The 26,843-nt window shown below is 68.8% G+C and carries 26 protein-coding genes; 18 read left to right on the top strand and 8 right to left on the bottom strand.

What is annotated here, in order from left to right:
• Positions 1-29: 29 nt before the first annotated feature.
• Entirely contained in the window at positions 30-1,034 is a 1,005-nt protein-coding gene (locus E6C64_RS06100) for a Gfo/Idh/MocA family protein (RefSeq protein ID WP_136426759.1), read from the top strand.
• 33 nt (positions 1,035-1,067) lie between these two features.
• On the opposite strand, the gene E6C64_RS06095 is transcribed toward E6C64_RS06100, so the two are convergent.
• Positions 1,068-2,054, bottom strand: coding sequence for an apurinic/apyrimidinic endonuclease family protein (locus E6C64_RS06095; protein WP_136426758.1), 987 nt, complete (start codon positions 2,052-2,054; stop codon positions 1,068-1,070).
• A 74-nt stretch (positions 2,055-2,128) separates the two neighbouring features.
• Here E6C64_RS06095 and E6C64_RS06090 point away from each other — a divergent pair, with 74 nt between their 5' ends.
• Positions 2,129-2,539, top strand: coding sequence for a hypothetical protein (locus E6C64_RS06090; protein WP_136426757.1), 411 nt, complete (start codon positions 2,129-2,131; stop codon positions 2,537-2,539).
• 32 nt (positions 2,540-2,571) lie between these two features.
• Here E6C64_RS06090 and E6C64_RS06085 read toward each other — a convergent pair whose 3' ends face one another.
• The gene (locus E6C64_RS06085) at positions 2,572-3,837 is read right to left on the bottom strand and encodes an ROK family protein (RefSeq protein WP_136426756.1); all 1,266 of its coding nucleotides are present in this window, start codon (positions 3,835-3,837) and stop codon (positions 2,572-2,574) included.
• A 129-nt stretch (positions 3,838-3,966) separates the two neighbouring features.
• Here E6C64_RS06085 and E6C64_RS06080 point away from each other — a divergent pair, with 129 nt between their 5' ends.
• From E6C64_RS06080 to E6C64_RS06060, 5 genes are all read left to right on the top strand, one after another.
• Positions 3,967-5,031, top strand: coding sequence for a Gfo/Idh/MocA family protein (locus E6C64_RS06080; RefSeq protein ID WP_136426755.1), 1,065 nt, complete (start codon positions 3,967-3,969; stop codon positions 5,029-5,031).
• Positions 5,028-5,864 (top strand): hypothetical protein, encoded by an 837-nt coding sequence (locus E6C64_RS06075; protein ID WP_136426754.1) that lies wholly within the window; start codon positions 5,028-5,030, stop codon positions 5,862-5,864. Before E6C64_RS06080 ends, E6C64_RS06075 begins: the two co-directional genes overlap by 4 nt.
• Positions 5,865-6,031: 167 nt before the next feature.
• Positions 6,032-7,651, top strand: coding sequence for an MFS transporter (locus E6C64_RS06070; RefSeq protein WP_136426753.1), 1,620 nt, complete (start codon positions 6,032-6,034; stop codon positions 7,649-7,651).
• Entirely contained in the window at positions 7,648-9,261 is a 1,614-nt protein-coding gene (locus E6C64_RS06065) for a GMC oxidoreductase (protein WP_136426752.1), read from the top strand. The genes E6C64_RS06070 and E6C64_RS06065 overlap by 4 nt, the downstream gene beginning before the upstream one ends.
• A gap of 71 nt (positions 9,262-9,332) precedes the next feature.
• Positions 9,333-10,223 carry a ThuA domain-containing protein gene (locus E6C64_RS06060; RefSeq protein ID WP_136426751.1) on the top strand — a complete coding sequence of 297 codons (891 nt, stop codon included), beginning with the start codon at positions 9,333-9,335 and terminating at the stop codon, positions 10,221-10,223.
• A gap of 2 nt (positions 10,224-10,225) precedes the next feature.
• Here the strand turns inward: E6C64_RS06060 and E6C64_RS06055 are convergent, their stop codons facing one another.
• Complete coding sequence (locus E6C64_RS06055; RefSeq protein WP_136426750.1) at positions 10,226-10,837, bottom strand: TetR/AcrR family transcriptional regulator; 612 nt, start codon at positions 10,835-10,837, stop codon at positions 10,226-10,228.
• 121 nt (positions 10,838-10,958) lie between these two features.
• On the opposite strand from E6C64_RS06055, the gene E6C64_RS06050 reads away from it, so the two are divergent.
• The 4 genes from E6C64_RS06050 (at position 10,959) to E6C64_RS06035 (ending at position 15,974) form a co-directional block, all read left to right on the top strand.
• Positions 10,959-11,741 (top strand): nuclear transport factor 2 family protein, encoded by a 783-nt coding sequence (locus tag E6C64_RS06050; RefSeq protein WP_136426749.1) that lies wholly within the window; start codon positions 10,959-10,961, stop codon positions 11,739-11,741.
• A 116-nt stretch (positions 11,742-11,857) separates the two neighbouring features.
• Complete coding sequence (locus tag E6C64_RS06045) at positions 11,858-13,159, top strand: C-glycoside deglycosidase beta subunit domain-containing protein (protein ID WP_136426748.1); 1,302 nt, start codon at positions 11,858-11,860, stop codon at positions 13,157-13,159.
• A gap of 120 nt (positions 13,160-13,279) precedes the next feature.
• Positions 13,280-14,443 carry an FAD-dependent monooxygenase gene (locus tag E6C64_RS06040; protein ID WP_136426747.1) on the top strand — a complete coding sequence of 388 codons (1,164 nt, stop codon included), beginning with the start codon at positions 13,280-13,282 and terminating at the stop codon, positions 14,441-14,443.
• Positions 14,444-14,480: 37 nt separating this feature from the next.
• The gene (locus E6C64_RS06035; RefSeq protein ID WP_136426746.1) at positions 14,481-15,974 is read left to right on the top strand and encodes a GH39 family glycosyl hydrolase; all 1,494 of its coding nucleotides are present in this window, start codon (positions 14,481-14,483) and stop codon (positions 15,972-15,974) included.
• Positions 15,975-16,015: 41 nt separating this feature from the next.
• On the opposite strand, the gene E6C64_RS06030 is transcribed toward E6C64_RS06035, so the two are convergent.
• The 3 genes from E6C64_RS06030 to E6C64_RS06020 form a co-directional block, all read right to left on the bottom strand.
• Positions 16,016-16,789, bottom strand: a complete 774-nt coding sequence (locus E6C64_RS06030) for an IclR family transcriptional regulator (RefSeq protein ID WP_199240975.1) — start codon at positions 16,787-16,789, stop codon at positions 16,016-16,018.
• Between the two features lie 101 nt (positions 16,790-16,890).
• On the bottom strand, positions 16,891-17,442 hold the full coding sequence (locus E6C64_RS06025; protein WP_136426744.1) for a carboxymuconolactone decarboxylase family protein: 552 nt from the start codon (positions 17,440-17,442) through the stop codon (positions 16,891-16,893).
• On the bottom strand, positions 17,439-18,236 hold the full coding sequence (locus tag E6C64_RS06020) for an IclR family transcriptional regulator (protein WP_136426743.1): 798 nt from the start codon (positions 18,234-18,236) through the stop codon (positions 17,439-17,441). Before E6C64_RS06020 ends, E6C64_RS06025 begins: the two co-directional genes overlap by 4 nt.
• Before the next feature lie 115 nt (positions 18,237-18,351).
• On the opposite strand from E6C64_RS06020, the gene E6C64_RS06015 reads away from it, so the two are divergent.
• The 4 genes from E6C64_RS06015 to E6C64_RS06000 are packed head-to-tail and all read left to right on the top strand — an operon-like array spanning position 18,352 to position 21,799.
• Complete coding sequence (locus E6C64_RS06015; RefSeq protein WP_199240974.1) at positions 18,352-19,164, top strand: SDR family NAD(P)-dependent oxidoreductase; 813 nt, start codon at positions 18,352-18,354, stop codon at positions 19,162-19,164.
• 56 nt (positions 19,165-19,220) lie between these two features.
• A complete protein-coding gene (locus E6C64_RS06010; RefSeq protein ID WP_136426742.1) occupies positions 19,221-20,018 on the top strand; it encodes an SDR family NAD(P)-dependent oxidoreductase in 798 nt (265 codons plus the stop codon).
• Positions 20,019-20,067: 49 nt separating this feature from the next.
• Positions 20,068-20,943 (top strand): fumarylacetoacetate hydrolase family protein, encoded by an 876-nt coding sequence (locus tag E6C64_RS06005; protein ID WP_136426741.1) that lies wholly within the window; start codon positions 20,068-20,070, stop codon positions 20,941-20,943.
• Positions 20,944-20,953: 10 nt separating this feature from the next.
• The gene (locus tag E6C64_RS06000; protein WP_136426740.1) at positions 20,954-21,799 is read left to right on the top strand and encodes a fumarylacetoacetate hydrolase family protein; all 846 of its coding nucleotides are present in this window, start codon (positions 20,954-20,956) and stop codon (positions 21,797-21,799) included.
• A gap of 252 nt (positions 21,800-22,051) precedes the next feature.
• On the opposite strand, the gene E6C64_RS05995 is transcribed toward E6C64_RS06000, so the two are convergent.
• Together E6C64_RS05995 and E6C64_RS05990 are read right to left on the bottom strand one after the other, a co-directional pair.
• On the bottom strand, positions 22,052-22,906 hold the full coding sequence (locus tag E6C64_RS05995) for an alpha/beta hydrolase (RefSeq protein ID WP_136426739.1): 855 nt from the start codon (positions 22,904-22,906) through the stop codon (positions 22,052-22,054).
• Between the two features lie 11 nt (positions 22,907-22,917).
• Positions 22,918-23,505 carry a quercetin 2,3-dioxygenase gene (locus E6C64_RS05990; protein WP_136426738.1) on the bottom strand — a complete coding sequence of 196 codons (588 nt, stop codon included), beginning with the start codon at positions 23,503-23,505 and terminating at the stop codon, positions 22,918-22,920.
• Positions 23,506-23,612: 107 nt separating this feature from the next.
• On the opposite strand from E6C64_RS05990, the gene E6C64_RS05985 reads away from it, so the two are divergent.
• The 3 genes from E6C64_RS05985 to E6C64_RS05975 all read left to right on the top strand — a co-directional run bounded on the left by E6C64_RS05985 (position 23,613) and on the right by E6C64_RS05975 (position 26,842).
• On the top strand, positions 23,613-24,503 hold the full coding sequence (locus tag E6C64_RS05985) for a LysR family transcriptional regulator (protein ID WP_136426737.1): 891 nt from the start codon (positions 23,613-23,615) through the stop codon (positions 24,501-24,503).
• A gap of 138 nt (positions 24,504-24,641) precedes the next feature.
• A complete protein-coding gene (locus E6C64_RS05980) occupies positions 24,642-25,646 on the top strand; it encodes a sugar ABC transporter substrate-binding protein (RefSeq protein ID WP_136426736.1) in 1,005 nt (334 codons plus the stop codon).
• Between the two features lie 86 nt (positions 25,647-25,732).
• Positions 25,733-26,842 carry an ABC transporter permease gene (locus tag E6C64_RS05975; protein ID WP_136426735.1) on the top strand — a complete coding sequence of 370 codons (1,110 nt, stop codon included), beginning with the start codon at positions 25,733-25,735 and terminating at the stop codon, positions 26,840-26,842.
• Position 26,843 lies beyond the last annotated feature (1 nt).

Genomic DNA, 26,843 nt, shown 5'->3' with positions numbered 1-26,843 from the left:
AGTGAAGAGCGCGCAGTGAAGAGGTTTCTATGACCACCACGAAGAGCGTCGTCCGCTGGGCCATCGTCGGGACGGGCGGCATCGCCCGGCGCACGCTGGGCGACCTTCGGCTCACCGAGAACGCGGAGGTCGTCGCGGTCTGCTCGCGCAAGCAGGAGACCGCCGACGCCTTCGCCGCTGAGACGGGGATCGGGCGCGCGTACGGCGACTTCGACGCCCTTCTCGGCGATGACGACGTCGACGCCCTCTACATCGGGATACCGCACGGCAAGCACTTCGAGTACGCGCAGCGCGCGCTGCGGGCCGGCAAGCACGTGCTCTGCGAGAAGCCCCTCACCATGACCGCCGACGAGGCTCGTGAGCTCCAGGCGCTCGCGAGGGAGAACGGCGTCTTCCTCATGGAGGCCATGTGGATGAAGTACACGCCCAGCATGCGCAAGGCCCTCGAGCTGGTCGAGTCGGGCACCATCGGCGAGCCGAGATTCGTCCAGGCGGGCCTCGGCTATCCGGTGCCGGCCGACGGGCCGCAGCGGTTCTGGGTGGCCGAGCTGGGCGGCGGCGCACTCTTCGACATGGGCGTCTACACGATCGCCCTCGCCCATCTCTTCCTCGGAACGCCGGACAGCGTCCGGGCGTCCGGCGTGATGCGGGCCGATGGCGTGGACCTCTACGAGTCGGTGATCCTCGGATACCCATCGGGGGCGCAGGCCCAGCTCACCACGTCGATCACCTTCTGGATCCCGCCGGCCGGGTCGTTGGGCGGCACGGGCGGCAGCATCTCGTTCGGCGAGCCGCTGTTCTCGCCCGCCACGCTCCGAGTCGCCTACGGCACGCCACCCACCCCGCCCACGGTGGAGAACCTCGAGTTCGAGAAGGAGGGCGCCGGGTACGTGCCGATGTTCCGCGCCGCCGGAGAGGCGATCCTCCGAGGTGAGCTCGAGGAGCCGCTGCACCCCATGTCGGTGACCATCGAGGTGCTCGAGATCATGGAGCGGGTCCGCGACGAGCTCATCCTCCAGCGGGACGCCCGCTAGCGCAACGGGACTTCCCGGGCGCGCGGATGGGCGTCAGCTCGACAGCGCCTCGCGGGCGATGGCGAGGTGACGCCGGGTCATCTCCGTGGGGTCGTCCTCGAGCCACTCGTGGCCGCCCCACTCGCTGCAGAGGGTGCCGGCGAACTCCGACCCGCGCAGCTCCACGGCGAGGTCGGCGATCGGCTGGGACACTCTTCCGTCGGTGTCGTCCAGGTCCCAGAACTTCAGATGGAAGCCGCCGACCATCGGCAGGATGTCCCGCAGCACCGACGCGTCCGATCGACCGAAGCGGACGATCATGTCCATGTACAGCGTCATCGCTGCCGGTGGCACGGCGCCCGAGCGGAGCAGGCCGAAGACCGCGCCCGCCGTGTCGGGGGAGCGCCAGTCCGATGCCAGACGTTCGATGAAGTCCGCCGGGATGCCCGCCCGGCCGAGCTCCTCGAGGTACGACGGCGGCAGACTCGGCATCAGCATCGAGATGTCCACCAGCAGTCGGAGGTGCGGATCGTCGATCGTCGCGATGGCGTCAACAGCCGGTGCGGTGTGAGGGGAGTCGGGGGTCTGCTGGCCCTGGATCTCCTCGAAGAGCACGAGATCCAGGTCTCGCAGGACGGGAAGCACTCGCTGCAGAAGCTCCGATCCCGCCTGTCCGATCGGAAGCCGCACGCCCAGCGCTCCCATGCGCTGCGCCGCTCGGAGCTGGGGCAGCAGGAACGACTCCCGTTCCTCCAGCGATCGACGCACGCCTCGCGCATCCACGTCGTCGAGGCTGGCGCCGACGATGCTCACCGCCCCTCCGGCCTCCTCGAGGCCCTGGCGGAAGGCGTCGACCTCATCGTCGGACGACGTGGGGAAGCTGCGCATCGTCTGACCCGGCTCGATCTCGATGGTGTCGGTGAGACCGTCGGCGACGATGGCGATGGCGATCGCCGGTGCCGATCGCTCTGCGCGGACGACATCGGGCGTCCAGTTGAAGGCGCTGGCCGCCAGGGTCCAGGCCGCATTCGCGAGCGTCATCATCGACTCTTCCCACTTCTGTCAGTTCATGACAGGCTTCTGTCTGCTCGAGGATAAAGTAACGAGGAGTCGCAATGCAATCAGCCCTTCGCGATGATGCCCTGTCGATCGCCGGCGATCAGGTGGTGGTCCGGGTCGGTCTTCCGTGGATCCGCTCGCTGCCTCTGGCCTGCACCTCGGGCTTCACCGTCACGGTCGACGGCGAGCCGCTCACCGACCTGCAGATCGGGCTGGGGGATCGAGTCCTGGAGGTCGAGGATCTCCGCGATGAGGACGGCTGGTGGTACATCCAGGACCGGCTCGCGCTGATCGGACGCCGGACGCTCGCACCCGGGGCGCACACCGTGGAGGTCGCCTTCATGGCGATGATCCCGTACCTCCTCGCCGGCCCGGACGGCGGAGCGCTGACGCTTCCGCTGCGGGTCGCGCGGGTGCTCGAGACGGATCACGCCGTGGTGCCGAGCGTCTCTCGAGCGGTCGCCTAGGCTGCGCGACCAGCGGACGCCGCTGTCGCTCGCTACGCCGGGACCGGCACCTCGATGCGTGCCGGCCGTCCCTCGGCGAACCAGCGCGGGAACGTGACGTCGAAGAGCTGCTCGCGCACCATGTCCGCGCCTCCGCGGAGCGGCTCGCGTGGATCGTCCATGGACTGCACGATGTGCAGATCGCGGGTGGCGAGGGGGAGCGACAGCTCGTAGACCCGCTGGCGAACCTCCGCGAGGAAGAGCTCTCCGGCCGCCGCCACAGCACCGCCGATGATGATCGTGCCGGGGTTGAACATGTTGACCAGGGCGGCGATCGATTCTCCGACGTCGCGCGCCGCGCGCTGGATCAGGCTGATCGCGAGCGCGTCGCCGTTCTCGGCGGCCCGCGCGATCATCTCGGGCGTTGGGTCCTCGCCGGCTGCGGAGCGTGCCGCCAGGAAGCCGCCCGCGCCCTCGGCGATGGCGATCTTCGCGTCACGCACCAGAGCCCAGCCACCGGCCACCGCCTCGAGGCAGCCGATCTTGCCGCATCGGCACAGTGCGTCGGAGTCGCGCACCCGCACATGCCCGATGTCGCCCGCGGCGCCGTTGACCCCGCGATGGATGCGTCCGCGGGATATCAGTCCCGCGCCGATTCCGGATCCCACCTTGCAGTAGATGAGGTCGGGGATCTCGTCGCGGCGTCGGGCGCGCTCGCCGAAGGCGAGCAGGTTGACGTCGTTGTCCACCCAGACGGGCGCGCCGTACCGCTGCTCGAATCCGCGGCGGATGTCGAATCCGTTCCAGCCGGGCATGATCGGCGGCGCCACGGGCCGTCCGGAATCGAAGTCGACCGGGCCCGGGATGCCGACCGCCACTCCCCATACCGAGTCGGCGGGCGTGCGCTCGAGCAGGCCGTCGATCATCTCCATCGCGGCGGCCAGCGTATCGGCCGGTCCGCGGGCGATGTCCCACTTGCGGTGGGTCTGATCGATCAGATCGCCGTCGAGCGCGGCGACTCCGACGTGGATGTGCAGGGCGCCCAACGCGCAGATGATGATGGTGCCCCGCTCACCGCGGAAGCGCAGCGTTCGAGGAGCGCGACCTCCGGACGATGGGCCGAATTCACCGTCTTCGAGGTAGCCGAGCTGGATGGCGTAGTCGACGCGCTGAGTCACCACGCCGCGACCCAGGCCGGTCACCCTCCCGATCTCGGGACGGGTCATCGCCTCGCCGGTGCGCACCATGTTGACGATGCGCAGGAGGCTCGTCATCTCATCGGTCTGCGCGCCGAAGCGCAGGGCTGATTCAGTTGCCATGGCCAATTCTGACACAACTACGCGCATAACCGACAGTGATGGGAGGAAGTATTGACTCTTTCGCACCAGCTTTAGTTGACTTCGAACTCAAGAGCAGGTTGCGACGGTGCAATCCACGACAGGAGTCTCATGGTTCACGGAGTGGGCCTGATCGGGGCCGGCCCGGGTGTTGCAGCACTGCACCTGCCCACGTTGGCACGCCTCGCCACCGACTTCCGGCCCGTCCACATCGCAGACTCGGGCTCCGGGCGTGCGCAAGAGATCGCCGCACGAGTCGGCGCGCGCTCCTCTTCCGGCTCCGCTGACCTGCTCGCGGATCCCGACGTCACGGTCGTGGCCATCTGCAGCCCGCCCGATCGGCATGCGCAGCAGGTGCTCGACGCCGTCGCCGCGGGTGTCGGAGCGATCATGTGCGAGAAGCCGATCGCGCTGACGGAGGATGACGCGCGTCGCGTCGTCGAAGCCTGCCGGGTCGCCGGCACCTCTCTGATCGTCGGCACCAACCATCTCTTCGACCCGGCGTGGGGCAGGGCGAAGCACCACCTCTCGGCCTCGGGCGGACCGGTGCGGAGCGTGAACATCTCGCTCGCCCTGCCGCCCAACGGGCGCTACCACGAGCTCGTCTCCGAGCTCGACGCCTCAGCCGGGCCGGGCGGCGGGCGGCCCGCGCCGGACTGGTCGAATCCGCACGTAGCCGGCGCCATCGTGCGTCAGCTCGTGATCGGCCTGGGGGTGCACGACCTTCCTGCGCTGCGGGACATCGTCCCAATGATCGACCGGGTCGTGTACGCACGCCCGCTGTCGCCCATCGGCTACGTGCTCGGCGCGGTCGCCGGCGATGTCGCCGTCCAGCTGTCAGCGGTGATGCTCCCGGACGGGGCCGATGCGCTCTGGCGGATCACGGTGATCACCGAGCTCGACCGAGTGGAGGTCGAGTTCCCTCCGGCCTTCGTGCACGACGGCAGCGCCCGGGTGCGGGTCTGGGGTCCGAACGAGCACCTCACCGAATACCCCCGTGAGCGAAACGACGGCTACCTCGAGGAGTGGCTGGCACTCGCCGCCCTGCTGGATGGCGGAGAGCCTGTCGAATACGACAGCATCCTCGACGACGCGATCTTCGCCATCCGACTGGCGGATGCCGCCCGCGACGCGGTCACGGGCGCCGATGCTCTGATCGGTGGGGGCGTCCGATGAGCACAGCCATCGGCCCTCACGTGCGAGCGGTCGACGAGTCGGACCTCCGAGTCGCCGTGCACGCCGGCAGTGCGCCCTACGCGATCGCCGTCGCCGAGCTGCCGAGAAGCGCACGGATCGCCGATTCCGTGTCCGGCGCGATCGTGACCCTCGGCGGCCACGGAAGATGGGATCTGGGTGTCGAGCAGGCGTGCGCTGCCGGCGCAGTCGCCATGATCGTGGATTCGCCTGCCATCGGGAGCGTCGGGCTGGATCTCGGTCTCGTCGTCGAGCTGGCCTCCCGAGTCCCGTTGGTGCTCGCCCGTCCGCGCCTCCGTCCGGACGTGGCCTCCGACGCGCTCGCGACCCGGCGAGGCGACAGGGGAGCAGCGATCATCGCCGTCGAGTGCGCTGCATCGACCGCCGGCTACAGGGCCATGCTGTGCGACGCGGTCGGCTGGGCTCGAACGCTGGCCGGCGGCACGCTCTCGCTCGCCTCCGCCGGAGACACCGGGCAGTCCGTCGCCGCTCTCCTCGTCGCGGATCAGGGCGCATCGTCCCACGCAGTGACGATCCTGGGCGCTCGACGGGACGCCGGCGCGGAATGGCTGCGGGCCGCGATCGTGGGAGCGACTCGAACAGAGGTCGCGGTGCAGGGGCGGATGCGCTCCGCCGAGGTCGAACGCGCCGACGCTGAGGGCCGGCTGCGGTTGCCGACCCGGTTTGAATCCGGCGAGCGGCTCGCCCTTCGACGGGTGCTCGAGGCCGTGCGGGATCAGGTGCTGCCGACGGACGCCGACGAGCTGCGCCACGACGCGCGACTGGTCGGCGACTTCCTCGACGGACCGCGCTGACCGCTCGGTCCGACGACTCGCCCCCGCGTTCTTTCGTTGAATATCGACATAAGGACCGGTAGACTGGTGGGGACGTTGGGGTTCGCTGGAGCCCGTTCCCGTTGCGGCTTCCCGCAGCGGGGCACAGCCCGTCTCGTCGACGGCCCGTTCGTACGGGTGGATGCTCCATGACCTCCTCTCCGACCGCTCTCGCTTCTCATCTCTCGCCGGTCCGGCTCCGCCTCCTGGTGGTGTCCCTGCTCACCGTCTCGTTCCTCGGAGCGCTCGACCACACGATCGTCTCGACGTCGCTGTCGACCATCGCCGGCGAGCTGGGTGCCCTGGATCAGCTCAGCTGGGTGATCGTCTCCTACACGCTGTCGGCCACCGTGCTCCTTCCGCTGCTCGGCAAGCTGGCCGACGGCCTGGGCCCGCGCAGCGTCTTCCTCACCTCCCTGGTCCTGTTCCTCGTCGCGTCTCTGGCCTGCGGCTTCGCGCAGGACATGGTCCAGCTCGTCATCGCCCGGGCCTTCCAGGGCCTCGGCTCCGCAGGCCTGCAGCTGATGTCGCAGACGATCATCGCGACGGTCACGACGCCGCGCGAGCGCCCCAAGCTGCTGAGCATCATCGGAGCGGCATTCCCGGTCGCCATCCTGGTCGGACCTCTGCTCGGCGGACTGATCGCCGACAATCTCGGCTGGCACTGGGTCTTCTGGATCAACATCCCGCTGGGGGTCGTGGCGCTCGCGCTCGCGGTCGCGGCCATCCCGCACATCGATGGCGCAGGACGCAAGCCCTTCGATTTCGGCGGCGCCGTCAGCTTCACGTTCGCCATGGTGGCCCTCGTGCTCGCGGTGACCTGGGTCGCCCAGCCGGAGACCCGCCTCGGCGCCACCGTGCTGTTCGTGGTCGCAGCTGTCGCGTTCGGCGTCTTCTTCGTGATCGAGCGGCGCGTGACCGATCCGTTCGTGCCGCTCGGGCTCCTCCGGAACCGGACCGTGGCGGCCTGCGTCACGCTCGGCGCGATCATAGGGATCGGCCTGTTCTCGATCGTCTCCTACATCCCCACCTACGTGCAGATGGCCTATCGGACCACGGCGACCGTCTCGGGCCTGGTGCCGATCGCCACCGTGTTCGGAATGCTGATCAGCAGTCTGTTCTCGGGGTTCGTCGTGAGCCGCACGGGGCTGTACCGGCCGTTCACCATCGCCGGAACTGCGCTGGCAGCCGCTGGCCTGCTCGCCATGTCGCTTCTGCCGCCCGGACTGCCGCTCTGCGTCCCCATGATCGCGATGGGTGCCGTCGGGCTGGGCACCGGGGCGTTCATGAGCCTCATCGTCGCGGTCGTGCAAAGCGCCGTCTCCCGCGACAGCATCGGCGCCATCACGGCGACGACCAACCTCACGCGCCAGGTCGGTGCGACGGTCGGCACGGCGGTCATCGGCGGTGTCATCGGCAGCGGCGTCGTGGCGCGGCTCCCCGCGGCCCTCGATCCCAACACGCTCACCCCGCAGGTCGCGCGCCAGTCGTCCGAGGCGACCCAGGTGCAGATCGCGACCGTCTACGCCGAGGTGCTGAGCCCCGTCTTCCTGGTCCTCGCGATCATCTACGGCATCGGCATCGTCGCCGCGATCCTGCTGCCCGCCGGACGTCTTCCCGAACATGAGGTGTCAGCCGAGGCCGAAGTCGATCCCGCCATCAATGCGACCCTCGACGCCGCGCGCGACTCCGCCCTCGAATCTCAGCCCACGGCTACCCCCGATCCACGCTCAGCGCCCCGCAGTCTGACCTCGAAGGAGAGACCATGACCACCCCCGACAGCACTTCTTCCGAATCCGCTCCCGACACCCGATCTGGCCCGATCGTCGCGATCGTCGGCAGCGGCCCCATCGGCTCCGCCTACGCGCGCGAGCTGCTGGAGGCATCGCCGGACCTCCGCGTGCTCATGCTCGAAGCGGGCCCACAGCTCACGGACATCCCGGGCGAGAGCGTGCGCAACATCCCCGATCCCGATGAGAAGGCGAAGGCGCGTGAGAGGTCGCAGGGTCCGCAGGCGGGCGAGCATCGCGCTTCCTTCGGACTGCCCGCGAACGCGCGGGTCGAGGGCATGTTCACCGCCCGCGAAGGCACCCATCTCCTCGACTTCGGCGGCGAGGGATCGGCTCACGCCGAGACCTTCCCGGCCGCTGCGGCCTCCACCAACGTCGGTGGGATGGGTGCGCACTGGACGTGTGCGACGCCACGGCCGGCGGGCGCCGAACGAGTCGCGTTCATCGACGACGCCGAGTGGGACGAGCTCATCGTCGAGGCGGAGGAACTGCTGCACGTCAACACCACCGCCTTCGGGGATTCGCCCATCGGCGGCGCCATCCGATCACTGCTGCAGGAGGAGTTCGGCGCCGAACTGCCCGACGCGGCCGGCCCCAGCACCCTCCCCGTCGCCGGCGACCCCCAACCCGACGGAAGCATGCGCTGGGCAGGGGCCGACGTGGTCCTCGGCCCGATCCTCGATCCGTCGTCGCCGCTCGCCGCGCGGTTCGAGCTGCGCGACCTGTCGCTCGTCCGCCGCATCGAGCATGCCGACGGCCACGTCACCGCCGTCACGGTGCAGGATCTGCGCACCGGCTCCAGGTACACCGAGCAGGTCGACGCGGTCGTCGTGGCCGCCGACACCTTCCGGTCGCCGCAGCTTCTCTGGGCGTCCGGGATCCGACCCACCGCACTCGGCCATTACCTGACCGAGCACCCCGTGGTGATCTCCACCGTCTCGCTCGATGGCGAGGGGATGTCCCGCTACGCCACTGAGGAGGACTTGCAGGCCGAGCTGCTCCGTCGCTCCGCCAACCCGGTCGACCCGGTGGCCGCCGTCAATCGCATTCCCTACTCCGAGCCAGACCACACCTTCTCGCTGCAGGTCATGTACGCCGAGAAGCCGCCGTTCCCCCTCGACCCGTCCAGCCCCCACGCGGGCAACAAGTGGGGCTACGTCAACATGGGATACGGCATGCGCAAGCAGCCGAGGTTCGAGGACGGCGTCACCTTCGACGACGGCGAGCTCGACTACCGCGGATTCCCGAACATGACGATCCGCTACGAGCTGACGGACAGTGAGAAGGCCGAGATCGCCCAGGGCACCGAGCTGCTGAAGCGGGCCGGCGAGGCGCTCGGCACGTTCATCGCCCAGCCGCGACTCCTGCCGAACGGCTCGAGCCTGCACTTCCAGGGCACCATGCGGATGGGGGAGACCGATGACGGCACCTCGGTGGCAGACGGCTACTCGCGGGTCTGGGGCTTCGACAACCTCGTGGTCGGCGGCAATGCGCTCATCCCGACGGCGACGACGATGAACCCCACCCTGATGAGCGTCGCGATCGCCGTCCGCGGCGCCCGCGCACTGGCCGAACGCCTCACCTCCTGATCACCTGATCCGAACCGGGCACCTCACCCGATCACCCCACCTACGCAACGATGCGAGAAAGCGAATCCCCCATGACTGATTCCACCGACACCACGACCGGCATCCTCAACGTCCTGATCCTCTCGGGACACATGACCATCGAGCACGACAACGTGTACCGCAGCTTCCGCCTGCACAACCAGTGGCTGACCACCGTCCTCGAGGACACCGGCCGCTTCAAGGTGCGCGTCACCGAGGACCCCCGCGGGCTCACCTCGAGCATCATCGACAGGTACGACGTGATCATCGTCATCTTCGAGGGCCGCGACGGCTACTTCGACACGGCAGAGGGCTTCGGTGCGGAGACCGACGCTGCGCTGCTCAAGTTCGTGCACGACGACGGCAAGGGCATCGTCTGGTTCCACGGCTCCGCCGCCCAGGAGCCCGACTGGGACATCCCCGACGAGTACAACATCATGCGCGGCTCGCGGATGACTGTCGCCGGAGGGCTGCGCCCGCGGCCATGGGGTGAGGCGCTGCTGCGCACCACGCAGCCGCGGCACGCGATCACCGACGGCATCAACGACACCTGGACCGTGACGGGCGACGACATCCTCGTGGGCGTCGAGATCCTCGACGGCGCACAGGTGCTGCTGACCACCTTCGACGACCTCGAGGCGTATGAGAAGGCGCCGGTCTGGCCGATGTCGCACTATCCGGTCGCGATCCCGCCAGAGGGCATCCCCGCGCTTCCCGGCATGAACACGGAGCAGCCGATCGCCTGGATCAACGAGTACGGAGCCGGGCGATCGTTCACCATCACGATCGGCCACGACATCGACACGTTCCGGCGGATCGAGTTCATCCGGATGTTCCCGCGCGGCGTGGAGTGGGCGGCGATCGGCGAGGTGACGCTCGAAGGTCCCAACCGCCGAGGCGAACGACGCTTCCTGCCGTGGCCGTACTACAACCACGAGGGCTGAGGTCAGGCGTGTTCCGGGTCCTGAGCGACGAGAAGGCTGAACATCGTCTCGAGCGTGCTCGTCATCTCGTCGGCGCTCTGCGTCTCCGACCGGAGGAAGAGCTGGAGTGCGAGTCCGTCGCGCAGCGCGATGAGGCCCGATGCGAGCTGGTCGGGGTCGACGCTGGCGACCAGGGTTCCGCGGCGCTGCATATCCGCCAAGGTCCCGCGGAGGTCCTGATGGATCCGCGTGTAGACCCCTCGAAAGAAGTCATGGGCAGGATGTTCAGGACGGATCGCCTCCGCGGCGAGCTGGGTGAACATGGCCGTGATGCCCGGTGTGGCCGCATTGGCGCGCGTGACGGCGACGATCGCTCGGAACGGGGAGCCCGACTCCGACATCGTCTGCCGGAACAGCTCCTCGTCGGCACCATCTCGTTGGCGCAGCAGCGCCATCAGAAGGCCCTCCTTGCTCCCGAAATGGTGGAGGAGGCCCTGTCGAGAGATGCCGCATGCCTCAGCGATCTCCTGCACCGAGACTCCGTCGAAACCCCCGCGGCCGAAGGCGCGGGTCGCTTCCGCCAGGATCTGCTGCTGGCGAGCACGGCCGGGGGCGTACCCGTTTCCCGTTGACACGCCATTACCTAACCACAACGAACCACCCACACCGACTGACCCGCGACGAATACTTACGAAGGTGCAAGTCTTCGTGCTAGCGTCACGCCGTCGACCACCCGCTATGCAAAGGAGCTACACCGTGTCGGACACCACCCCAGCGGCATCCCTCGAGGAGATCACCGCCGAACTCGCCCGTCTTCGCGAAGAGATCGCCTCCGCGCGCGCTCTCGGGCAGCGGGCTGAAGACCGCGGTGCGGTCGAGAATCTGTTCAACCGCTACATGCATCTGCACAACGCCTTCGAGGACGAGCAGATCATCCCGATGTGGGTCAAGGAGGGCACGGAGGGCATCCGCGCTCGCTACACGAACGCCGGCCAGTACACGACCTGGCAGAGCGTGACGGACTACCACCGCGGGCGTCCGCACCCCGTCGGCAAGCTGATCCTGCACACGACCAACACGCCGGTGATCGAGGTGGCCGCCGATGGCCAGACCGCCAAGGGCGTGTGGCTGATGTCGGGCACGGAGTCCGGCCTCACCGACCCCCAGGTGGCCGAGGCGTTCCCCGACATGTACTCGCCCTCCGAGGTGCTCGGCAAGAAGGTGTGGGCCCACTGGGTCTGGTGCAAGTACGCGATCGACTTCCTCAAGCAGGACGGTGAGTGGAAGTTCTGGAAGTTCCGCTGCTACGAGCTCGCCCGTGCGCCGTTCGAGGAGAACTGGGTCAGCTTCGGCCTGAAGAACCAGGGCGCATTCGACCTCGACCTCATGTACTTCGGCGACGACGGCAAGCCCGTCTTCATGCCGCCTGCGGACGAGCCGGTGCCCGACACCAACCACCCGTACAGCCCCGAGACCGTGCAGAAGCTCGAGCCCGTGCCGCCGGTGCCGCACGAGACGTTCACCGACACCTTCGCGTGAAACTGCTCCTGCCGACTCTCCCCGGGCTCCTTTACTCTGACAACCACTAACGAGTGGGGTGAGCGTCAGCGGCGACGCTGACGCTCACCTCCCTACTCATCGAAGGACAAGCACTGATGCTTCTCGAACGCGACCTCATCCAATCCGTCGGCTTCCGGAACGTTCGAGAAGGCGGTGAGGTCACGGGGTTCCAGTTCCGGGTTCGCATGCCGTCCTACCGCGGCATGTCCGCCAGCCTCATCGACGGCATCGGCGTGAGCATCCCCGGCATCGTCGATGTCGAGCCCGACGTGCCCGTCTGGACCCTGCAGGGTGAGACCCATACGCTCGCCGAGCTGTGGGAGAGCGACGGGCTGCGCTGGCCGCTGGAGGATGCGGCGATCATCACCGTGCCCCTCGCGGGCGGTCTGCCCGACGGCGTCCACGAGCTCTCGATCGACCTCCGGCTCCGGATGTCCTACATCCCGGCAGAGCACCAGCCCAGCCGCTACCAGGTCACCAAGCACGTGACGCTGGCGCCCGAGGCAGCCGGATCGCCGTTCCGCTACGGCGTCTCGCTCTACAGCTTCATGAGCGACTACGGCACCGTCCTCGACCTCGAGACCGCGATGGCCGGCATCGCCGACCTCGGCGCGACGGGCATCGAGATCCTCGGCGAGGGACACGTGCCGAACTACCCGAACCCGTCACAGGAGTGGGTGGACGAATGGTTCCGGCTCCTCGACCAGTACGGGCTCGAGCCGACGAACTACGGCTCGTGGATCGACACCCGCCTGCACTCCAGCGGGGAGAACGGCCACGACATGACCGTCGAGGAGGGCACCGACGCTCTGCAGCGCGACCTCCGGCTTGCCAAGCGCCTGGGCTTCAAGTTCGTGCGCCCGAAGATCGGCGTCGTCTCCAGCGACCTCGTCCCGCATCCGATCTGGACCGAGGTCGTCGAGGCCAGCCTGCCGCTGGCCGAGGAGCTTGACGTCATCATCTGCCCCGAGATCCACTCGCCGACCCCGATCAAGCACGAGGTCGTCGACGAGTACATCGAGTTCATCAAGCGCACCGGCACCAAGCACTTCGGCATCCTGATCGATACCGGCATCTTCCAGGACCGTCCGATCGCGCTCGCTCCGGGTGAGCTGCCCGGCCGTCGGCCCGCATTCATGGACGGCATCCACGTCGACCCGGCCGACTTCGCCGCCGTCGCCCCATACACGGTCTTCGTGCAGGCGAAGTTCCACGACATCGACGAGAACCTCGAGGATCAGCAGATCCCGTGGGAGCCCGTCCTCAAGGCGATGAAGGACGCCGGCTACACCGGCTATCTCTCCAGCGAGTACGAGGGCGTGCGCGAGCCGTGGCGCTCCATCGAGCAGGTGCGCCGTCAGCACTCCCTCATGCGCCAGACCGCCGACAGGCTCTGAGGCCGGCCCTCTTCTCGTCACCAGCTCACGGACCAGAGCGGAAGCTCTGGTCCGTGATGCGGTCCCACCCTCGGGCTAGATGCCCCACGTTCCTCAGAGCTGCTCAGTAAGGAGCACACCATGGCAGAGCCCCTGAAGATCCTGATCGTCGGCGCCGGCATCGGCGGTCTGACGACCGCCTCGGCCCTGGCCCGGATCGGCGCCCAGGTCGTCGTCATCGACGACAAGCCCGAGATCAGCGTCGCCGGCGTCGGCTTCGGCCTGCGCATCAACGGCCTCCGAGCGGTGCGCGAGATCGGCCTGCTGGAGAGGGTCCTCGAGATGGGCCACCCGGCGCCGGGGATCTCCAACTACGACTCCGACGGAAACCTGCTCAGCACCATGAGCTACGGCACAGAGGACGAAGGTCTTCCTGGGTGCGTGACGATGTCCAGGATCGCCTTCCTCGAGCTGGCGGCGAAGCACGCCCTCGACAACGGCTGCACCTTCCGCATGAGCACGACCGTCAGCGATATCACGCAGGATGACGACACGGCAGTGGTCACCTTCAGCGGCGGCGACACGGGCGACTTCGACCTCGTCCTGGGGTTCGATGGCCTCAACTCGCAGATCCGTCGCGACTACTTCGGCGAGAAGCACGCTGCCCGCCCGGTGGGCGGGGTTGCGTGGCGCGTCGGGCTCCCGAACCGGCGCAAGATCATGCAGCCGATCATCTGCCAGGGCCACGGCGGCAAGATCATGCTGACCCCGCTGTCGGAGGACACCATGTACATGGTCCTCACGGTGGCGGAGGAGGGCCGGCCGCGGTACGACGCGGCCAACATGGCCCAGATCATGCACGACCGCGCGGTCGCCCTCACCGGAGGGGCCGAGTTCCTCGCCGACGCGCTGGAGGATGTCCGCCACGCCGAGAACGTCGCCTACACGCCCTACTCGACCGTGTGGGTGCCGTACCCGTGGTTCCGCGGCCGCGTGATGATCATGGGGGATGCGGCGCACACCATGACGCCGTACCTGGGGTCGGGAGCCGCCATGAGCATCGAAGACGGAGTTGTCCTGGCTCAGGAGCTCGCCCAGGATCAGTCTCTGCTCGATGCCCAGCTCAACTTCATGAAGCGCCGCCTGCCCCGCGTTCGCGCGGTCCACGACCGCTCCATCGAGTCGATGCTCGAGGAGTTCGACTCTGTGACTCCGGAGGCGTACCGCGCTCGCATCGAGCACCTGCGCCGCGACGAGCCGATCGCGAACGAGTACGCGAACCGCCTTCTGCGGATGCCCTACTGACCGGCCGAGCCGGCCCCCCACTCTGAAGGAGATCCTCGTGTCGCCAATCGACGAATCGTCCCCCTCCGGCGCTCCCGCGTCGGATCCCTCCCCTCGACTGCTCGTCGTCGACGCCGGCGACGAGACCGCCTTCCGGCCGCTGAACGGGGTCGGGGGCATTCCCGGGCCGGTCGAGGGCTACCCGCAGTTCCCCGATATGACCCCCCTGTGGCGCGAAGCGGGAGTCACGGTCGTGCGGTCGTTCGACTGGGTCTCGCGGCTCGACACGCGCAACAACCCGACGAGCCTGTTCCCGAACTGGGACGCCGACGTCGACGATCCCGCGAGCTACAACTTCGCGGCCACGGACGCGTGGGTGGAGGCCGTGCACTCGATCGACGCCGAGGTCATGTTCACGGTGGCCAGCTCGATCCCCTCCAACAAGCTCCCTGCGCTCGACAACGACGTATACGGCCGCGTCGTCGAGCACATCGTGCGCCACTACTCCCAGGGCTGGGCGGGTGGACCGTCGACGCCCATCCGCATCTACGAGTTCGGGGATCAGCCCGACCTCGGACCGCTGCACTTCGGGGGGCGCCCCGAGGAGTTCTACGCCATGTATCGGGCCTTCTGCGAGGCGGTGCGCCGCGTCGACCCGACACTGACCGTCGGCGGTCCGGCCAACGCATTCCCCCTCGAGGCCGATGCACCGTACCGGGAGGGCTTCCTCCGGTTCGTGCGCGAGAACGAGCTGCCGTTGGACTTCTTCTCCTTTCTCTGGTTCACCGACGGCAGCCGTGATCCGCTCGATTTCCGCTACGTCTCCGCTGATCTGCGCGCTCTGCTCGACCGCCACGGCTTCACCGACACGGACCTGACTCTCTGCTACTGGAACTACCTCGCCGTTCCCAGCAGCTCCGCACCGGCGGCGGAGAAGGGCGCGTTCCAGGCCGCGACGTCGATCTACCTGCAGGACACCGTCATCGACCATGCGTTCTTCTTCCGCGCCGACAGTGGGCGCGACCCGCACTACGGCTTCGTCGATCCGGGCGGTGTCGGAACGGCGGATGACGCTCCCGACGAGCGGTCCCGCGCGCTCGCCCTCGCCGGACGGGCCCTCACGGGTCAGCGCCTGGCGGTCACCGGTGGGGACGAATCGGGTCTCGCCTGCGCGGCCGGTCGCGAGGGAGACGTGGTGCGCGTGCTCGTGGCCAACTACGTCGCCCCCGACTCGGCTCTCATCGAGCGGGCAGAGGATCGCTTCTCCTTCCGCATCCCGATCGGCGCTGAGCGCATCGAGCTCGGCTTCGCCCTGCCGCCGCAACGGCGTGAACTGGCGTCGGCAGGGGTGTCATCCGCCCGCATCGACATCCGCAACCTCCCCTGGTCCGGGCGAACGGTGAGCGTCACGCGCACCTCGACGACCGGAGCCGTCGACGGCCCCCATGAGGCACAGGTGTCGGAGGCACAGGTGTCGGACGCCGGCGACATCCAGCTCGACGTCGACCTCGCACCCCAGTCGGTCTTCCTCGTGGAGCTCCAGGCGCGCTAGTCGAGCTCAGCCGGTGGTCGGCGGCGCGATGCCGGCCACCGTCAGTCGCGCGGCGCGCGCATGCCCAGTGCTCGAGAGATCGCCCGTCCGGCGATCTGCACGGCGAGGGGCAGGCGGGCGTCCGACGAGGATCGTGCGTGGGCGACGATCGAGATGGCGGCGACGACCTCCCCGGTATGGTCGCGCACGGGGGCGGCCACCGAGAACGAGTCCTCGGTCATCTCGTTGACCGACCGGGCGTGGCCGGTGGCGCGGATCTCCGCGAGTCGGCGGCGCAGCGCTCCCTCGTCGGTCATGGTGCCCGGCAGGTACTTCACGGGCTGTGCGGCGAGCACCGAGGCGAACAGCTCATCGCCGCCGTGCGCGAGCAGCACGAGGCCGACGCCCGTCGCGTGCAGGGGCAGGCGGCTGCCCACCTCCGAGACGATCGGCACCGCCGCATGGCCGGACAGGCGCTCGATGTACAGCGCGGATTGCTGATCGAGCACGGCCATGTGCACGTTCTCCCGCGTCAGCTCGTACAGGTCCTCGAGGTGGGGGAGCGCGACCGCGCGCAGCCGGCGGGGGCTCGGCGCCCGGACGCCGAGCATCCAGAATCGCAGTCCGACGCGGTAGAGCCCGTCGTCGCCGCGGGTGAGGCCGCCCCAGCGCACCCACTCGCCCACGAGGCGATGCGCCGTCGGCACGGGCAGCTGGGCGCGCTGCGCGATCGTGGTCAGCGACAGCGCATCGGCACCCGGACGATCGAATGCGTCGGCGATGGCGAAGATCTTGCTCGCCACGCTGCGGACGTCGCCGCGTCCTTCGTCGGTCACCCTCTCAGCATCCCGCATCGGGGATGTCGAACTGCCCACTTCTGCCGCCCGAATGCGCTTCCGAGCGGCAGAACTGGGCAGCTCGCGCAACCGTGCAGCGCTCAGACGCGGAACACCCGCAGCTGCAGGGCGAGCGTCGCGTAGTAGCCGACCAGGGTGGCGAGCTCGAAGGCCGCCCGCTCGCCGACGATCGGCGCCAGACGGTTCCAATCGTCGTCGGCGACGTCGCCTGCCGCCATCGCGTGCGCCAGCTGCACGGCAGCCGCCTCGACGGGATCGGCGAGCTGGGGGACGACTCCCGACCGGACCTCGTCGAGCTCATGCTCGGTGAGGCCGATCGCTCGCCCCACTGCCTCGTGCGACGAGCGCTCGAAGGCGCTGTCCCAGCGCGCGGCGACGAGGAGGATCGCGAGCTCCCGCACCCGCGCGCTGAGCGAGGTCCCATAGCGGATCTCGCTGCCGAGCGCCTGCAGGGCGGCGCCCACGCGCGGCGCGACGAGCATCGCGTTGAACGGGCCGTTGAGGCTGCCGTCGTCGGCGGTGAGGGCGAAGTGCTGCGGACCGGCGGCGCGTGGACCGCCGGCGATCGAGGCGTACAGCGCGCGCTGGTCCTCGTCGAGCCTGTCGGGGCTCAGTCGCGGAAGCCTGCTCATAGCGCGCGCAGTCGGTCGGAGATGGATCGAGCGGCCCGCTGCACCTCGGGCAGGATCTCCTGCACGAGACGCTCGGTGCTGGCTCGCGCCGATGACACGGCGACGTTGATCGCGGCGACGACCCTGCCGTCGGCTCCCGTCACGCCCACGGCGACAGAGCGGAGTCCAGCGGCGAGCTCTTCGTCCTGCAGGGCGTAGCCGTCGCGTCGGATCACGGCCAGGCGACGGTCGAGGTCTGCCCGGCTCCCCGTGGCGTTAGGGCCCGCGGAGCCGTCGAAGCTGTCCGCGATCCGCTCGTCGAGGTCGGCGGGATCGAGGGAGGCCAGCAGCAGCTTGCCCATCGAGGTGTAGATCGCCGGAAGCGTGGAGCCGACCTGGATCGTGGCCGTGACGAGGTCCGCGTTGCGGAAGCGCAGCAGGTAGAGCACTCGATCGCCGGTGAGGGTCCCGAGGTTCACCGTCTCGCCGGTGGCTTCGGCGAGGCGCCGCAGAGGCTGCTCGCTCAGCTGGGTGAGGCTCGATCCGCGCAGGGCGGCGGAACCGAGGGCGAGCACGGCGAGACCGGGCTGGATGAGCCCGTCGGAGGTGCGGTCGATGTAGCCGTCGTCCTCGAGGGTGGCGACGATCCGGAACGCGGTGGGCATCGGGATGCCCGTTCGCTCGACGATGTCGCCGAGTCGGAGCGCGGTCGTCGTCTCGTCGAAGAGGGATAGCACCTGCAGGCCCTTGGCCAGCGCCTCGATGCGATAGCGGCTGCGCGGGCGCTGCCCGGGCTCACTGGGTTCCGAGCTCATGGCGCTCCTTCCGGCGTCGTCGCCGTGACGTTGACCTATCGCCGCGATCGGGGATAGAGTTCACTTGGTAAAAGTTACTTTCACCAAGTGAAAGCCTAACCTGGACGGAGCCGTCGTGCAAGTATCGAGCGAGGCTCGCGCTGATGCGAGCACCACCGACTGGCTGGGTCTCGACGGAGCACGGGTGCTCGTCGTCGGATCCGGAGGGATAGGCGCCACCGCGGTGCGCGGCTATCTCGATGCCGGTGCTCGGGTCGTGCTCGTCGACCTCGATCAGTCCCGGCTCGACACGGTCGCCGCGGAGATCGCTGCCGAGAGCGACAGCGGGGACGCAGGCGCTCGGCTCTCCACCATCCAGGCGGACCTCCGAGTCCGAGGTGCTGGCGCCGCGGTGGTCGGCGAAGCGATCGAGCGTCTCGGCGGCCTCGACGTGGTCCTGCACTGCGTCGGCGTGAACGACCGCAGGCCGATCCTCGACTTCACCGACGACGAGTGGGATCGGGTGCTCGACATCAACCTGACCACGGCCTTCGCGGTCGCCCAGGCCGCCGGCCGGCACATGGTCGCGCAGCGGTCGGGTCGAATCGTGCTGCTCTCCTCGGTCTCCGGCCTGCTGGCCCACAAGAACCACGCGCCATACGCCGCGTCCAAGGGCGGCATGAATCAGATGGCCCGCGTCATGGCCGCCGAGTGGGCCTCGTCCGGCGTCACCGTGAACACGCTCGCCCCCGGCTACATCGAGACGCCGCTCACCGAGGCCTACCTCGCGAAGCCCGGCATCCGCGAGGATCTCGAGCGTCTCGTGCCCGCCGGCCGACTCGGCATCCCGTCCGACGTGGTGGACGCGGCGCTCTTCCTGTCGTCGCCACGCGCCGCGTTCATCACCGGTCACGTGCTCTACATCGACGGCGGACGCACGCTCGTCTAGCCGCTGGCCGATGCTTCAGCAGCAGCCCAATAAGTAAGGAACGGAAGAGGAACATCATGGCCGAGCCATACAGCCCGCAGATCTACCCGCGCTTCGCCGGCAAGACGGTGCTCGTCACCGGAGCCGGCACCGGCTTCGGCGCCGAGATCGCCTTCCGCGCCGCCCAGGAGGGCGCCAAGGTCGCCGTGCACTACCGCTCGTCCAAAGCGGGAGCCGAGGCGACGGTCGCCCGGATCGAGGCGATCGGCGGCGAGGCCATCACCGTGCAGGCCGACATCGGCACCTGGGAGGCCATCAAGGGGATGGCGGACGAGGTGTGGGCCGCGTTCGGCACGCTCGACGTGCTCGTCAACAACGTGGGCGACGTCTCGAGTGACCAGATGTCCTGGAGGGACCTGACCCAGGAGGCGCTCGACGCCGTCATCGACATCGACGTCAAGGGCACCCTGCTGATGACCCACGAGTTCGGCGAGCGGATGCTCGAGCAGCCGAACGGCGGCAACATCATCAACGTCGGCTCCACCGTCATCGTGCGCGGATCGCCTCGCGCCCCGCAGTACGCCGCCGCGAAGTACGCCATCGTCGGCATCACCAAGTCCTACGCCAAGGTGCTCGCACCCAAGGTGCGGGTCAACACCTTCGCGCCCGGCTTCATGGAGACCGAGAAGCTCCTGAACCGCGCGGACTGGAAGGCGGGCCGCCGCGAGACGCTCATCTCCCAGACGCCCATGGGGCACATCCCGCCGCCCGAGTTCGTGGCCGGCACCTGCCTGTGGCTCGCGACCGAGGAGTCGGCGCACCTGACCGGCGGCTACCTGCTGGCCGACGGCGGCTTCAACATGGTCGGCGCCTGAGCGCCCTCCATCCCTCGACACCTCACCAGAACACAGATAGGACCCAGCAATGAAGCTCATCACCTTCGACGACGGCCGCGTCGGCCGCCTCGAGCTCGAGGAGAACGTCGTCATCGAGCTCGATGTCCCGTCCACCCGCGAGTACTTCGAGCGCGGCGGGAACGTCACGGAGACCGGCGAGCGGCTCGCCTACAGCGATGTCCGGCTGCGCGCCCCGATCACGCCGAAGAAGTTCTTCCACACGGCGGGCAACTTCGCCGATCACCACACGGAGCTCGAGGCCGTCGACTGGTCGCACCCCGTGCACAAGGGCATCGTGTTCTTCCAGAACATCGACGCCATCATCGGCCCGGACGACGCGATCGTCTACCCCGAGGGCCTCACGAAGGAGCTCGACTACGAGCTCGAGCTGGCGATCATCATCGGCAAGTCGGGCAAGTTCTTCGGCCCCGACGAGGCGAACGACTACATCGCCGGCTTCACCGTCTTCAACGACATCACCGCGCGCGACATCCAGCGCAAGGAGATGGAGTCGGGCGTCTTCTCCTTCAGCAAGGGCATCGATACCTTCTGCCCGATCGGCCCCTGGATCGTCACGGCCGACGAGGTGCCCGACATGCACGAGCTCGCCATGGAGTTGCGCGTGAACGGCGAGGTGCGCCAGAAGGGCAACACCAACCAGACGCGCGTCTCGTTCCCGCATCTGGTGGCGTACCACTCGCCGCAGATCTACAGCGCCGGCGACATCATCACCACCGGCACGATCTCGGGGGTCGCCGCCGTGCAGCCCGACCCGTTCCAGTTCTACCTGCAGCCGGGCGACCAGATCGAGGCGGAGATCGCCGGGATCGGCACCCTCAAGAACCACGTCGTGTCGTGGGAAGAGGCGTGGGGCAGCCCGGCGCCGACCCGCGTCGACTGGTGAGCCGGATCCGATGAGACTGGCGAATCTGGCGGGCCGTGCGGTCGTCGTCGTCGGCGCGGGCGGCGACCGGGCGATCGATGTCGAGCGGGCGAGCGACGGGGGGTTCTCCTCCGACCCTCAGCGCGCCTACGAGGACTGGGCGGGATTCTCCGCCTGGGCCTCAGGGCTCGCGGATGAGGGCGAGTCGTTCGATCCCGCCGACCTGCAGGCGCCCGTTCCGCGCCCGCGCCAGGTCTTCGCGATCGGGGTGAACTACGCCGCTCACGCCGCCGAGGGCGGCTGGGCGCCCGACACGATGCCTGTCGTCTTCACGAAGTTCCCGTCCTGCATCGTCGGGCCCAACGCGGTCGTTCCGCTGCCCGAGGGCAACAACGACTGGGAGGTCGAGCTCGTCGTCGTGATCGGCGAGGAGGCCCGCAATGTGCCGGCCGCCGACGGCTGGCGACACGTCGCCGGCGTCACCATCGGGCAGGATATCTCGGAGCGCCTCGCGCAGATGGCGGGGGACCGGCCGCAGTTCAGCCTCGCCAAGTCGCATGAGGGCTTCGGGCCGACCGGTCCGTGGCTGGTCACGCCGGACGAGCTGCCGGACCGCGACGATCTCGCGATCTCGGACACCGTCTCGGGACAGCAGATGCAGAGCTCCCGCACCTCGAAGATGATCTACTCCGTCCCGGTGCTGATCGAGCGGCTGTCCGCGGTATGCACGCTCTACCCGGGCGACCTGATCTTCTCGGGCACCCCCGAGGGCGTCGGCAATCGGATGAACCCGCCGCGCTTCCTGAATCCGGACGACGTCCTGGTGAGCACCATCGAGGGCATCGGGTCCATCACCCAGACCTTCCGCCGGGCGTAGCTCCGCGAGGGCCTCGATACGGCGCTGGCGCGCCTACTCGACCAACGACCGCTTCTTCGTCGGTCGAGTAGGGCGCCCTGCGCCCGTATCGAGGCCCTCGGACGTGGACGGCGTCGCTGCTTGACCATTGGATGCTTGCTCGTTGGTCGAGTAGGGCGCCCCGCGCCCGTATCGAGGCCCTTGAACATGGACGGCCTCGATACGCGCCGTAGACGGCGCTGCTCGACCAACGAAGCGAGGTCGATCAGTCCTTCAGGCAGTGACGCGGGTCGCGAATCGCAGCGCGGCGTCGAACAGGGACGGGGTGTCCTCGGCGCCCTTCCAGAAGTGCGAAGCTCCCGGAACCGCGGTGAACTCCACATCCACGCCAGCTGCCCGCAGCGCTGCGGCGAGCTCCTCACTCTGCGCGAACGGCATCAGCGCGTCGGCTGTGCCGTGCGCGATGTGGAACGGAGGAGCGTCCGTCGGGACCTGCAGCGCTGGACTGGCCGCACGGGCCAGCTCAGGCAGGGACCCGACCGCCCCGCCCAGCAGGCCCGCCTCGCGGGTGCTCGGGTCATCGTCGAACGTGCCGGGGGAGTCCGGCAAGAGCTGTGCGCCGAGCGTCGTGAGGTCGCTCGGCCCATACCAGTCCACGACCCCGCGCACCCAGGTCGGCTGCCGGAAGGCGGCGAGCGCCCCAAGGTGCGCACCGGACGACTCGCCCCAGAGCAGCACTCGAGACGCATCGAGGCCGCGGTCGCCGCCCTCACGGCGGATCCAGTCGACCGCCGCGACGACGTCATCGACCGGTGCCGGGAACCTGCTCTCGCCGCTCAGCCGGTAGTCGATCGCCGCCACCGCGAATCCCGCGCCGGTCAGCCGGCCGAACGACTCCGCCGGATCGAGTCCGGGCACGAACATCCGCCTGCTGCCCAGGCGCCAGCCGCCGCCGTGCACGAACACGATCGTGGGCAGCGAGACGTCGGAGCCGGAAGGGGAATGCAGGTCGAGCGTCAGGGGCCGGAAGCCCAGGTTCTCCGAGAAGACGATGTCACGGAGGACCTGCGACCGGGAGTCAGCCGCCGAAACGGGCTTCGACTCGGCGCTCCGCGCCGGCTCAGCCATTGAGGCGACCGTCAATCCAGGAACTTGTAGTCGGGGCGGAAGATCGTCCCGTACTTCTGCCCGGCCGCCATCATCTGCTGGATCGAGGGTGCGTAGAACTCGCTCGGCTGCGGGATGCCGGCCTTCTCGGTCGGCGTGCCCATGTCGTGGAAGAAGCGCGCGAAGCCGCCCGAGCTCACACCGAGCACCTTGGCGGTGGACTCGATGCGGAAGGCGTGGATGGTGCCCATCGGCACGTAGCCGAAGGCGCCCTGCTGCAGCACGCGGTCGGTCTTGTTGCCCTTCTCGTCATCCATCCAGAGGTGCACAGCACCGTCGAGGATGAAGAAGATCTCGTGGGTGACCGGGTGCAGGTGCGCGGGGATGATGTCCCCGGCGCCGCCCTCGGTGGTGAAGACGTCGTACTGGCCGTCGGTCTCGTCGCCCGTGAGCAGGATGGTGAACAGCGTGTCGAAGACGACCGACTTCTCGCCCTCGCCCTTCTCGAGGTAGTAGGGCTTCGCTGCGCCGGGCAGGATGCCGGCGAACGGATCGCTGCTCTGGTCTGCCGACTGGATCGGAACCGCGGTCGAGACCTGGTGCGGGCTGTCGATGGACATGGTCAACCTCCTTGTGTGACGAGTCGGGAGCCACTGTGCGCCACGATCGACGGCCTCCGCCAGTTCGACTTTCCTATCGAGCGTTAGGCGTGGGCTAACGTACCTGCATGGATGTGCCCCTCTCGATGTTGAACTACTTCTGCGTCCTGGCCGACGAGCTGCACTACGGCAACGCGGCGCGGAAGCTCCGGATCTCCTCGCCGTCGCTCAGTCAGCAGATCTCCCGGCTCGAAACGCTGCTCGGCGTCGTGCTCTTCGATCGGACGCCTCGCAAGGTCGAGCTCACCGCCGCCGGACGCGAGCTGCTGCCTCTGGCTCGGGGGACCCGTCAGGCGCATCAGGCGGTGATCGACTGGGCCCGATCCCGTCGCCCCGATGACGAGCTGCAGCTGCGCGTCGGCGTCGTCGCGGCCGGAGCCGGCGAGCTCACGACCAGCGCCCTGACCGCGGCCATCCATCAGATGCCGCAGCTGCGGCTCGAGATGCGCCGGCTCGGGTTCTTCGAGGCGCTGCCCGCGCTGCGTGCCGGGCTCATCGATGTGGCCTTCGCCCCCGCTCCGCTGCCGGATGCGCAGGGCATCCGCGTCGCGACGGTGGCCGTCGAGCAGCGGGTCCTCGTGATGCGGGCCGATCACCCGCTCGCGGGACGGGAGTCGATCTCGATCCTGGAGACGACCGGGGAGACCTTCATCACGCCGTCGTCGGGCGATCAGGTCGTCATGGACTGGTGGGTCGTCGACCCCCGCCCCGACGGATCCAGCCCCCGGCGCGGACCGACCGCCGACGACATCGAGGGCATCCTCGAGCTCTGCGCCGCGGGAGCGGGAGTCAACATCGCCGCCGAATCGGCCGCCGCGAACTACCGACGGGACGGCCTCGCGTTCGTGCCGATCAGCGACGTGGAGCCGTGCAGGATCCTGCTCTGCAGCCTCGAGACGAGTGCCAACCCCGCGGTGCGATCGTTCGAGGCGGTCGCCGTCCACGCGATGGGCGGGTGACCATCCCTCGACTTCCGCTCTGATGACACGCCAACCACTTTCACTCTTTGAAAGCGCTTTTCATTAGGCGCAAACCGTGCTACAAACGTGCTCGAGAGTCGGCGAGGACGCCGACCACGACGCAAAGGTGCCCGTGCCATGAAGACCACAGCCCGTTCGGCCATCCGGCCGCTTGCCGCAGCCCTCGCCCTGACCGCGGCCGTCACCCTCGCCGCGTGCAGCGGAACACCCACCACCGATTCGACCAGCGGCGCCGGCGCCGGCGGAGGATCGAGCGCGGCGGCCGAGGGCCTGAAGATCGGCTTCTCGCCCTTCACGCTCCAGGCACCAGCCCTCAAGGGGCTCGCCGACGCTCTCACCGCTGTGGCGGGCTCGCAGGGCGATTCCGTCGTCACCGCTGACGCGAACAACGATCCCTCGACTCAGCTGCAGCAGCTGCAGCAGTGGATCCAGCTGGACCAGGTCGACGCCATCTGGGTGATCCCGGCCGACGGCAAGGCGATCGCATCCGCCCTCACCCAGGCGCAGGCCAAGGGCATCGTCATCATCGCCTCCGGTGTTCCCGCCGACTACGGCTTCGACGGACCTCAGGCGGGCATCACATTCACGGTCGCCGACAACGAGGCGTACGGCGGAAAGCTCGGCGAGCTGGCCGCGCAGTGCATCACCGAGAAGCTCGACGGCGTCGGCAACGTCATCTTCCTCACCAGCCCCCAGGGCGCACAGAGCAGCGAGGCCATCAACACCGCCTTCCGCGACGCGCTGGCCAAGGGGGCCCCCGACTCGAAGATCGTGAACGAGCAGGATGCGGGAGACCGCCTCACCTCGCAGCAGACGGTATCCAGCGCCCTGCAGGGTGCGCCCGATGCCAACGTGATGGTGGGCACCGACGACGAGTCCACCCTCGGCGGGCTGGCGGCCTTCACCCAGGCGGGCAAGGCCGCGGACGCGACCTGCGTGCTCGGCGCCGGTGGCAACGACGAGGCGCAGGCCGCCGTGAAGAGCGGCGAGCTCTACTCGGAGGTCGCCTTCGACTTCCAGGCGGACCTCGGCCAGAACCTCGCCGAGCTGCACAAGCTCGCCGCAGATCCCACCGCCGATGGATCGCAGCTCACCATTCCGCTGAACGTCGTCACCCAGTAGTCGACCTGCCCTCACGGCCCCGCACAGCGGGGCCGTGAGGATCATCCGACCGCGGTCCAGGCTCCATACGAAGAACAGGAATCAAGATGGCGACACGCTCGATCTCTCAGAGCGCCAGGACGGTGACGCCCCGGGCCGTCGGCGACGACACCCAGAGCAGCAGCGTGCGGGCCCTGGTGTTCCTGCGGGATCGCGGGATCATCGTGCTCTGGCTCTTCCTCGTGCTGGTATTCAGCATCTGGGCGGCGCCCTACTTCTTCTCGCTGGCCAATGCGGCGCTCGTCGCGAATGCCGCGGCACTGACGGCGATCTTCGCGGCCGCAGTGGCGTTCGGCGTGCTGAGCGGGGCTCTCGATCTCTCCGTGCCGGGTTCGGCGACGATGGGGTCGGTCGTCGGAGCGACCGTCCTCACCGCGGGCGCACCCGCCGTCGTCGGGATCGCCGCAGCGCTGGCGACGGGCGTCGTGATCGGCACCGTCAACGGCGTGCTGGTCCAGAGGGGGCTCAACCCACTCGTCGTGACCATCGGCATGCTGACCGTGCTCGGCGGCCTCGCCCAGGTGGTGGCCGGCGGCGTACCGATCAACGGCATCACCCAGCTCAACTTCATGGGCAGCATCTCCTACTTCGGGATACCGGCACCGGTCATCGTCGTCGCGATCATCTTCCTGATCGGCACGCTGTTCTTGACACAGACCCGTGCCGGCGGCCGGCTCATGGCGGTCGGCACCAACGCCGAGGCCGTCCGCCGCGTCGGCGTCAGCGCCAACAAGTACCGCATCATCGGCTTCATCCTGTCGGCCACCGTGGCGGCGGTCGGAGGGCTGACCGTCACGGCGACCACCACCCAGGCCTCGCCCAATCCCAGCGTCGCGCTGCTCTTCTCCGCCCTCACCGCGGTCGCCCTGTCGGGCATGCCGCTGACGGGAGGTCGCGGCAGCCTGCCCCGCGTGCTCGTCGGCGCGCTCATCATCGCGACGATCAGCAGCGCCCTGGTGATCAAGGGCGTCCCGCCCTACGTCGCGACGATCGTCACCGGCGTCCTGCTCGTCGCGGCGCTGGCATTCGATCGCGTCATGTCCTCGGCGGTCGCCAAGAGGCTCGTCCCGACGTCCGCCTCGGCGGATCCCGAACCGGTGGGGCCGCCCGCCATCGATGCCGTGCCCGCGGCCGCGACCACTGCAACGGAGCGCTGAG

Origin of the sequence: Naasia lichenicola (assembly GCF_004801885.1) — a bacterium.
Taxonomy (GTDB): Bacteria; Actinomycetota; Actinomycetes; order Actinomycetales; family Microbacteriaceae; genus Naasia; species Naasia lichenicola.
Note: the sequence above shows the minus strand (reverse complement) of the source record. Positions and strands in the feature narration are given on the sequence as shown.

Bases quoted from the DNA above. Each gene is read 5' to 3' on its own strand.
- E6C64_RS06100 (WP_136426759.1), top strand. From the start codon at position 30: ATGACCACCACGAAGAGCGTCGTCCGCTGGGCCATCGTCGGGACGGGC.
- E6C64_RS06095 (WP_136426758.1), bottom strand. From the start codon at position 2,054: ATGACGCTCGCGAATGCGGCCTGGACCCTGGCGGCCAGCGCCTTCAAC.
- E6C64_RS06090 (WP_136426757.1), top strand. From the start codon at position 2,129: ATGCAATCAGCCCTTCGCGATGATGCCCTGTCGATCGCCGGCGATCAG.
- E6C64_RS06085 (WP_136426756.1), bottom strand. From the start codon at position 3,837: ATGGCAACTGAATCAGCCCTGCGCTTCGGCGCGCAGACCGATGAGATG.
- E6C64_RS06080 (WP_136426755.1), top strand. From the start codon at position 3,967: ATGGTTCACGGAGTGGGCCTGATCGGGGCCGGCCCGGGTGTTGCAGCA.
- E6C64_RS06075 (WP_136426754.1), top strand. From the start codon at position 5,028: ATGAGCACAGCCATCGGCCCTCACGTGCGAGCGGTCGACGAGTCGGAC.
- E6C64_RS06070 (WP_136426753.1), top strand. From the start codon at position 6,032: ATGACCTCCTCTCCGACCGCTCTCGCTTCTCATCTCTCGCCGGTCCGG.
- E6C64_RS06065 (WP_136426752.1), top strand. From the start codon at position 7,648: ATGACCACCCCCGACAGCACTTCTTCCGAATCCGCTCCCGACACCCGA.
- E6C64_RS06060 (WP_136426751.1), top strand. From the start codon at position 9,333: ATGACTGATTCCACCGACACCACGACCGGCATCCTCAACGTCCTGATC.
- E6C64_RS06045 (WP_136426748.1), top strand. From the start codon at position 11,858: ATGCTTCTCGAACGCGACCTCATCCAATCCGTCGGCTTCCGGAACGTT.
- E6C64_RS06040 (WP_136426747.1), top strand. From the start codon at position 13,280: ATGGCAGAGCCCCTGAAGATCCTGATCGTCGGCGCCGGCATCGGCGGT.
- E6C64_RS06025 (WP_136426744.1), bottom strand. From the start codon at position 17,442: ATGAGCAGGCTTCCGCGACTGAGCCCCGACAGGCTCGACGAGGACCAG.
- E6C64_RS06020 (WP_136426743.1), bottom strand. From the start codon at position 18,236: ATGAGCTCGGAACCCAGTGAGCCCGGGCAGCGCCCGCGCAGCCGCTAT.
- E6C64_RS06010 (WP_136426742.1), top strand. From the start codon at position 19,221: ATGGCCGAGCCATACAGCCCGCAGATCTACCCGCGCTTCGCCGGCAAG.
- E6C64_RS06005 (WP_136426741.1), top strand. From the start codon at position 20,068: ATGAAGCTCATCACCTTCGACGACGGCCGCGTCGGCCGCCTCGAGCTC.
- E6C64_RS06000 (WP_136426740.1), top strand. From the start codon at position 20,954: ATGAGACTGGCGAATCTGGCGGGCCGTGCGGTCGTCGTCGTCGGCGCG.
- E6C64_RS05995 (WP_136426739.1), bottom strand. From the start codon at position 22,906: ATGGCTGAGCCGGCGCGGAGCGCCGAGTCGAAGCCCGTTTCGGCGGCT.
- E6C64_RS05990 (WP_136426738.1), bottom strand. From the start codon at position 23,505: ATGTCCATCGACAGCCCGCACCAGGTCTCGACCGCGGTTCCGATCCAG.
- E6C64_RS05985 (WP_136426737.1), top strand. From the start codon at position 23,613: ATGGATGTGCCCCTCTCGATGTTGAACTACTTCTGCGTCCTGGCCGAC.
- E6C64_RS05980 (WP_136426736.1), top strand. From the start codon at position 24,642: ATGAAGACCACAGCCCGTTCGGCCATCCGGCCGCTTGCCGCAGCCCTC.
- E6C64_RS05975 (WP_136426735.1), top strand. From the start codon at position 25,733: ATGGCGACACGCTCGATCTCTCAGAGCGCCAGGACGGTGACGCCCCGG.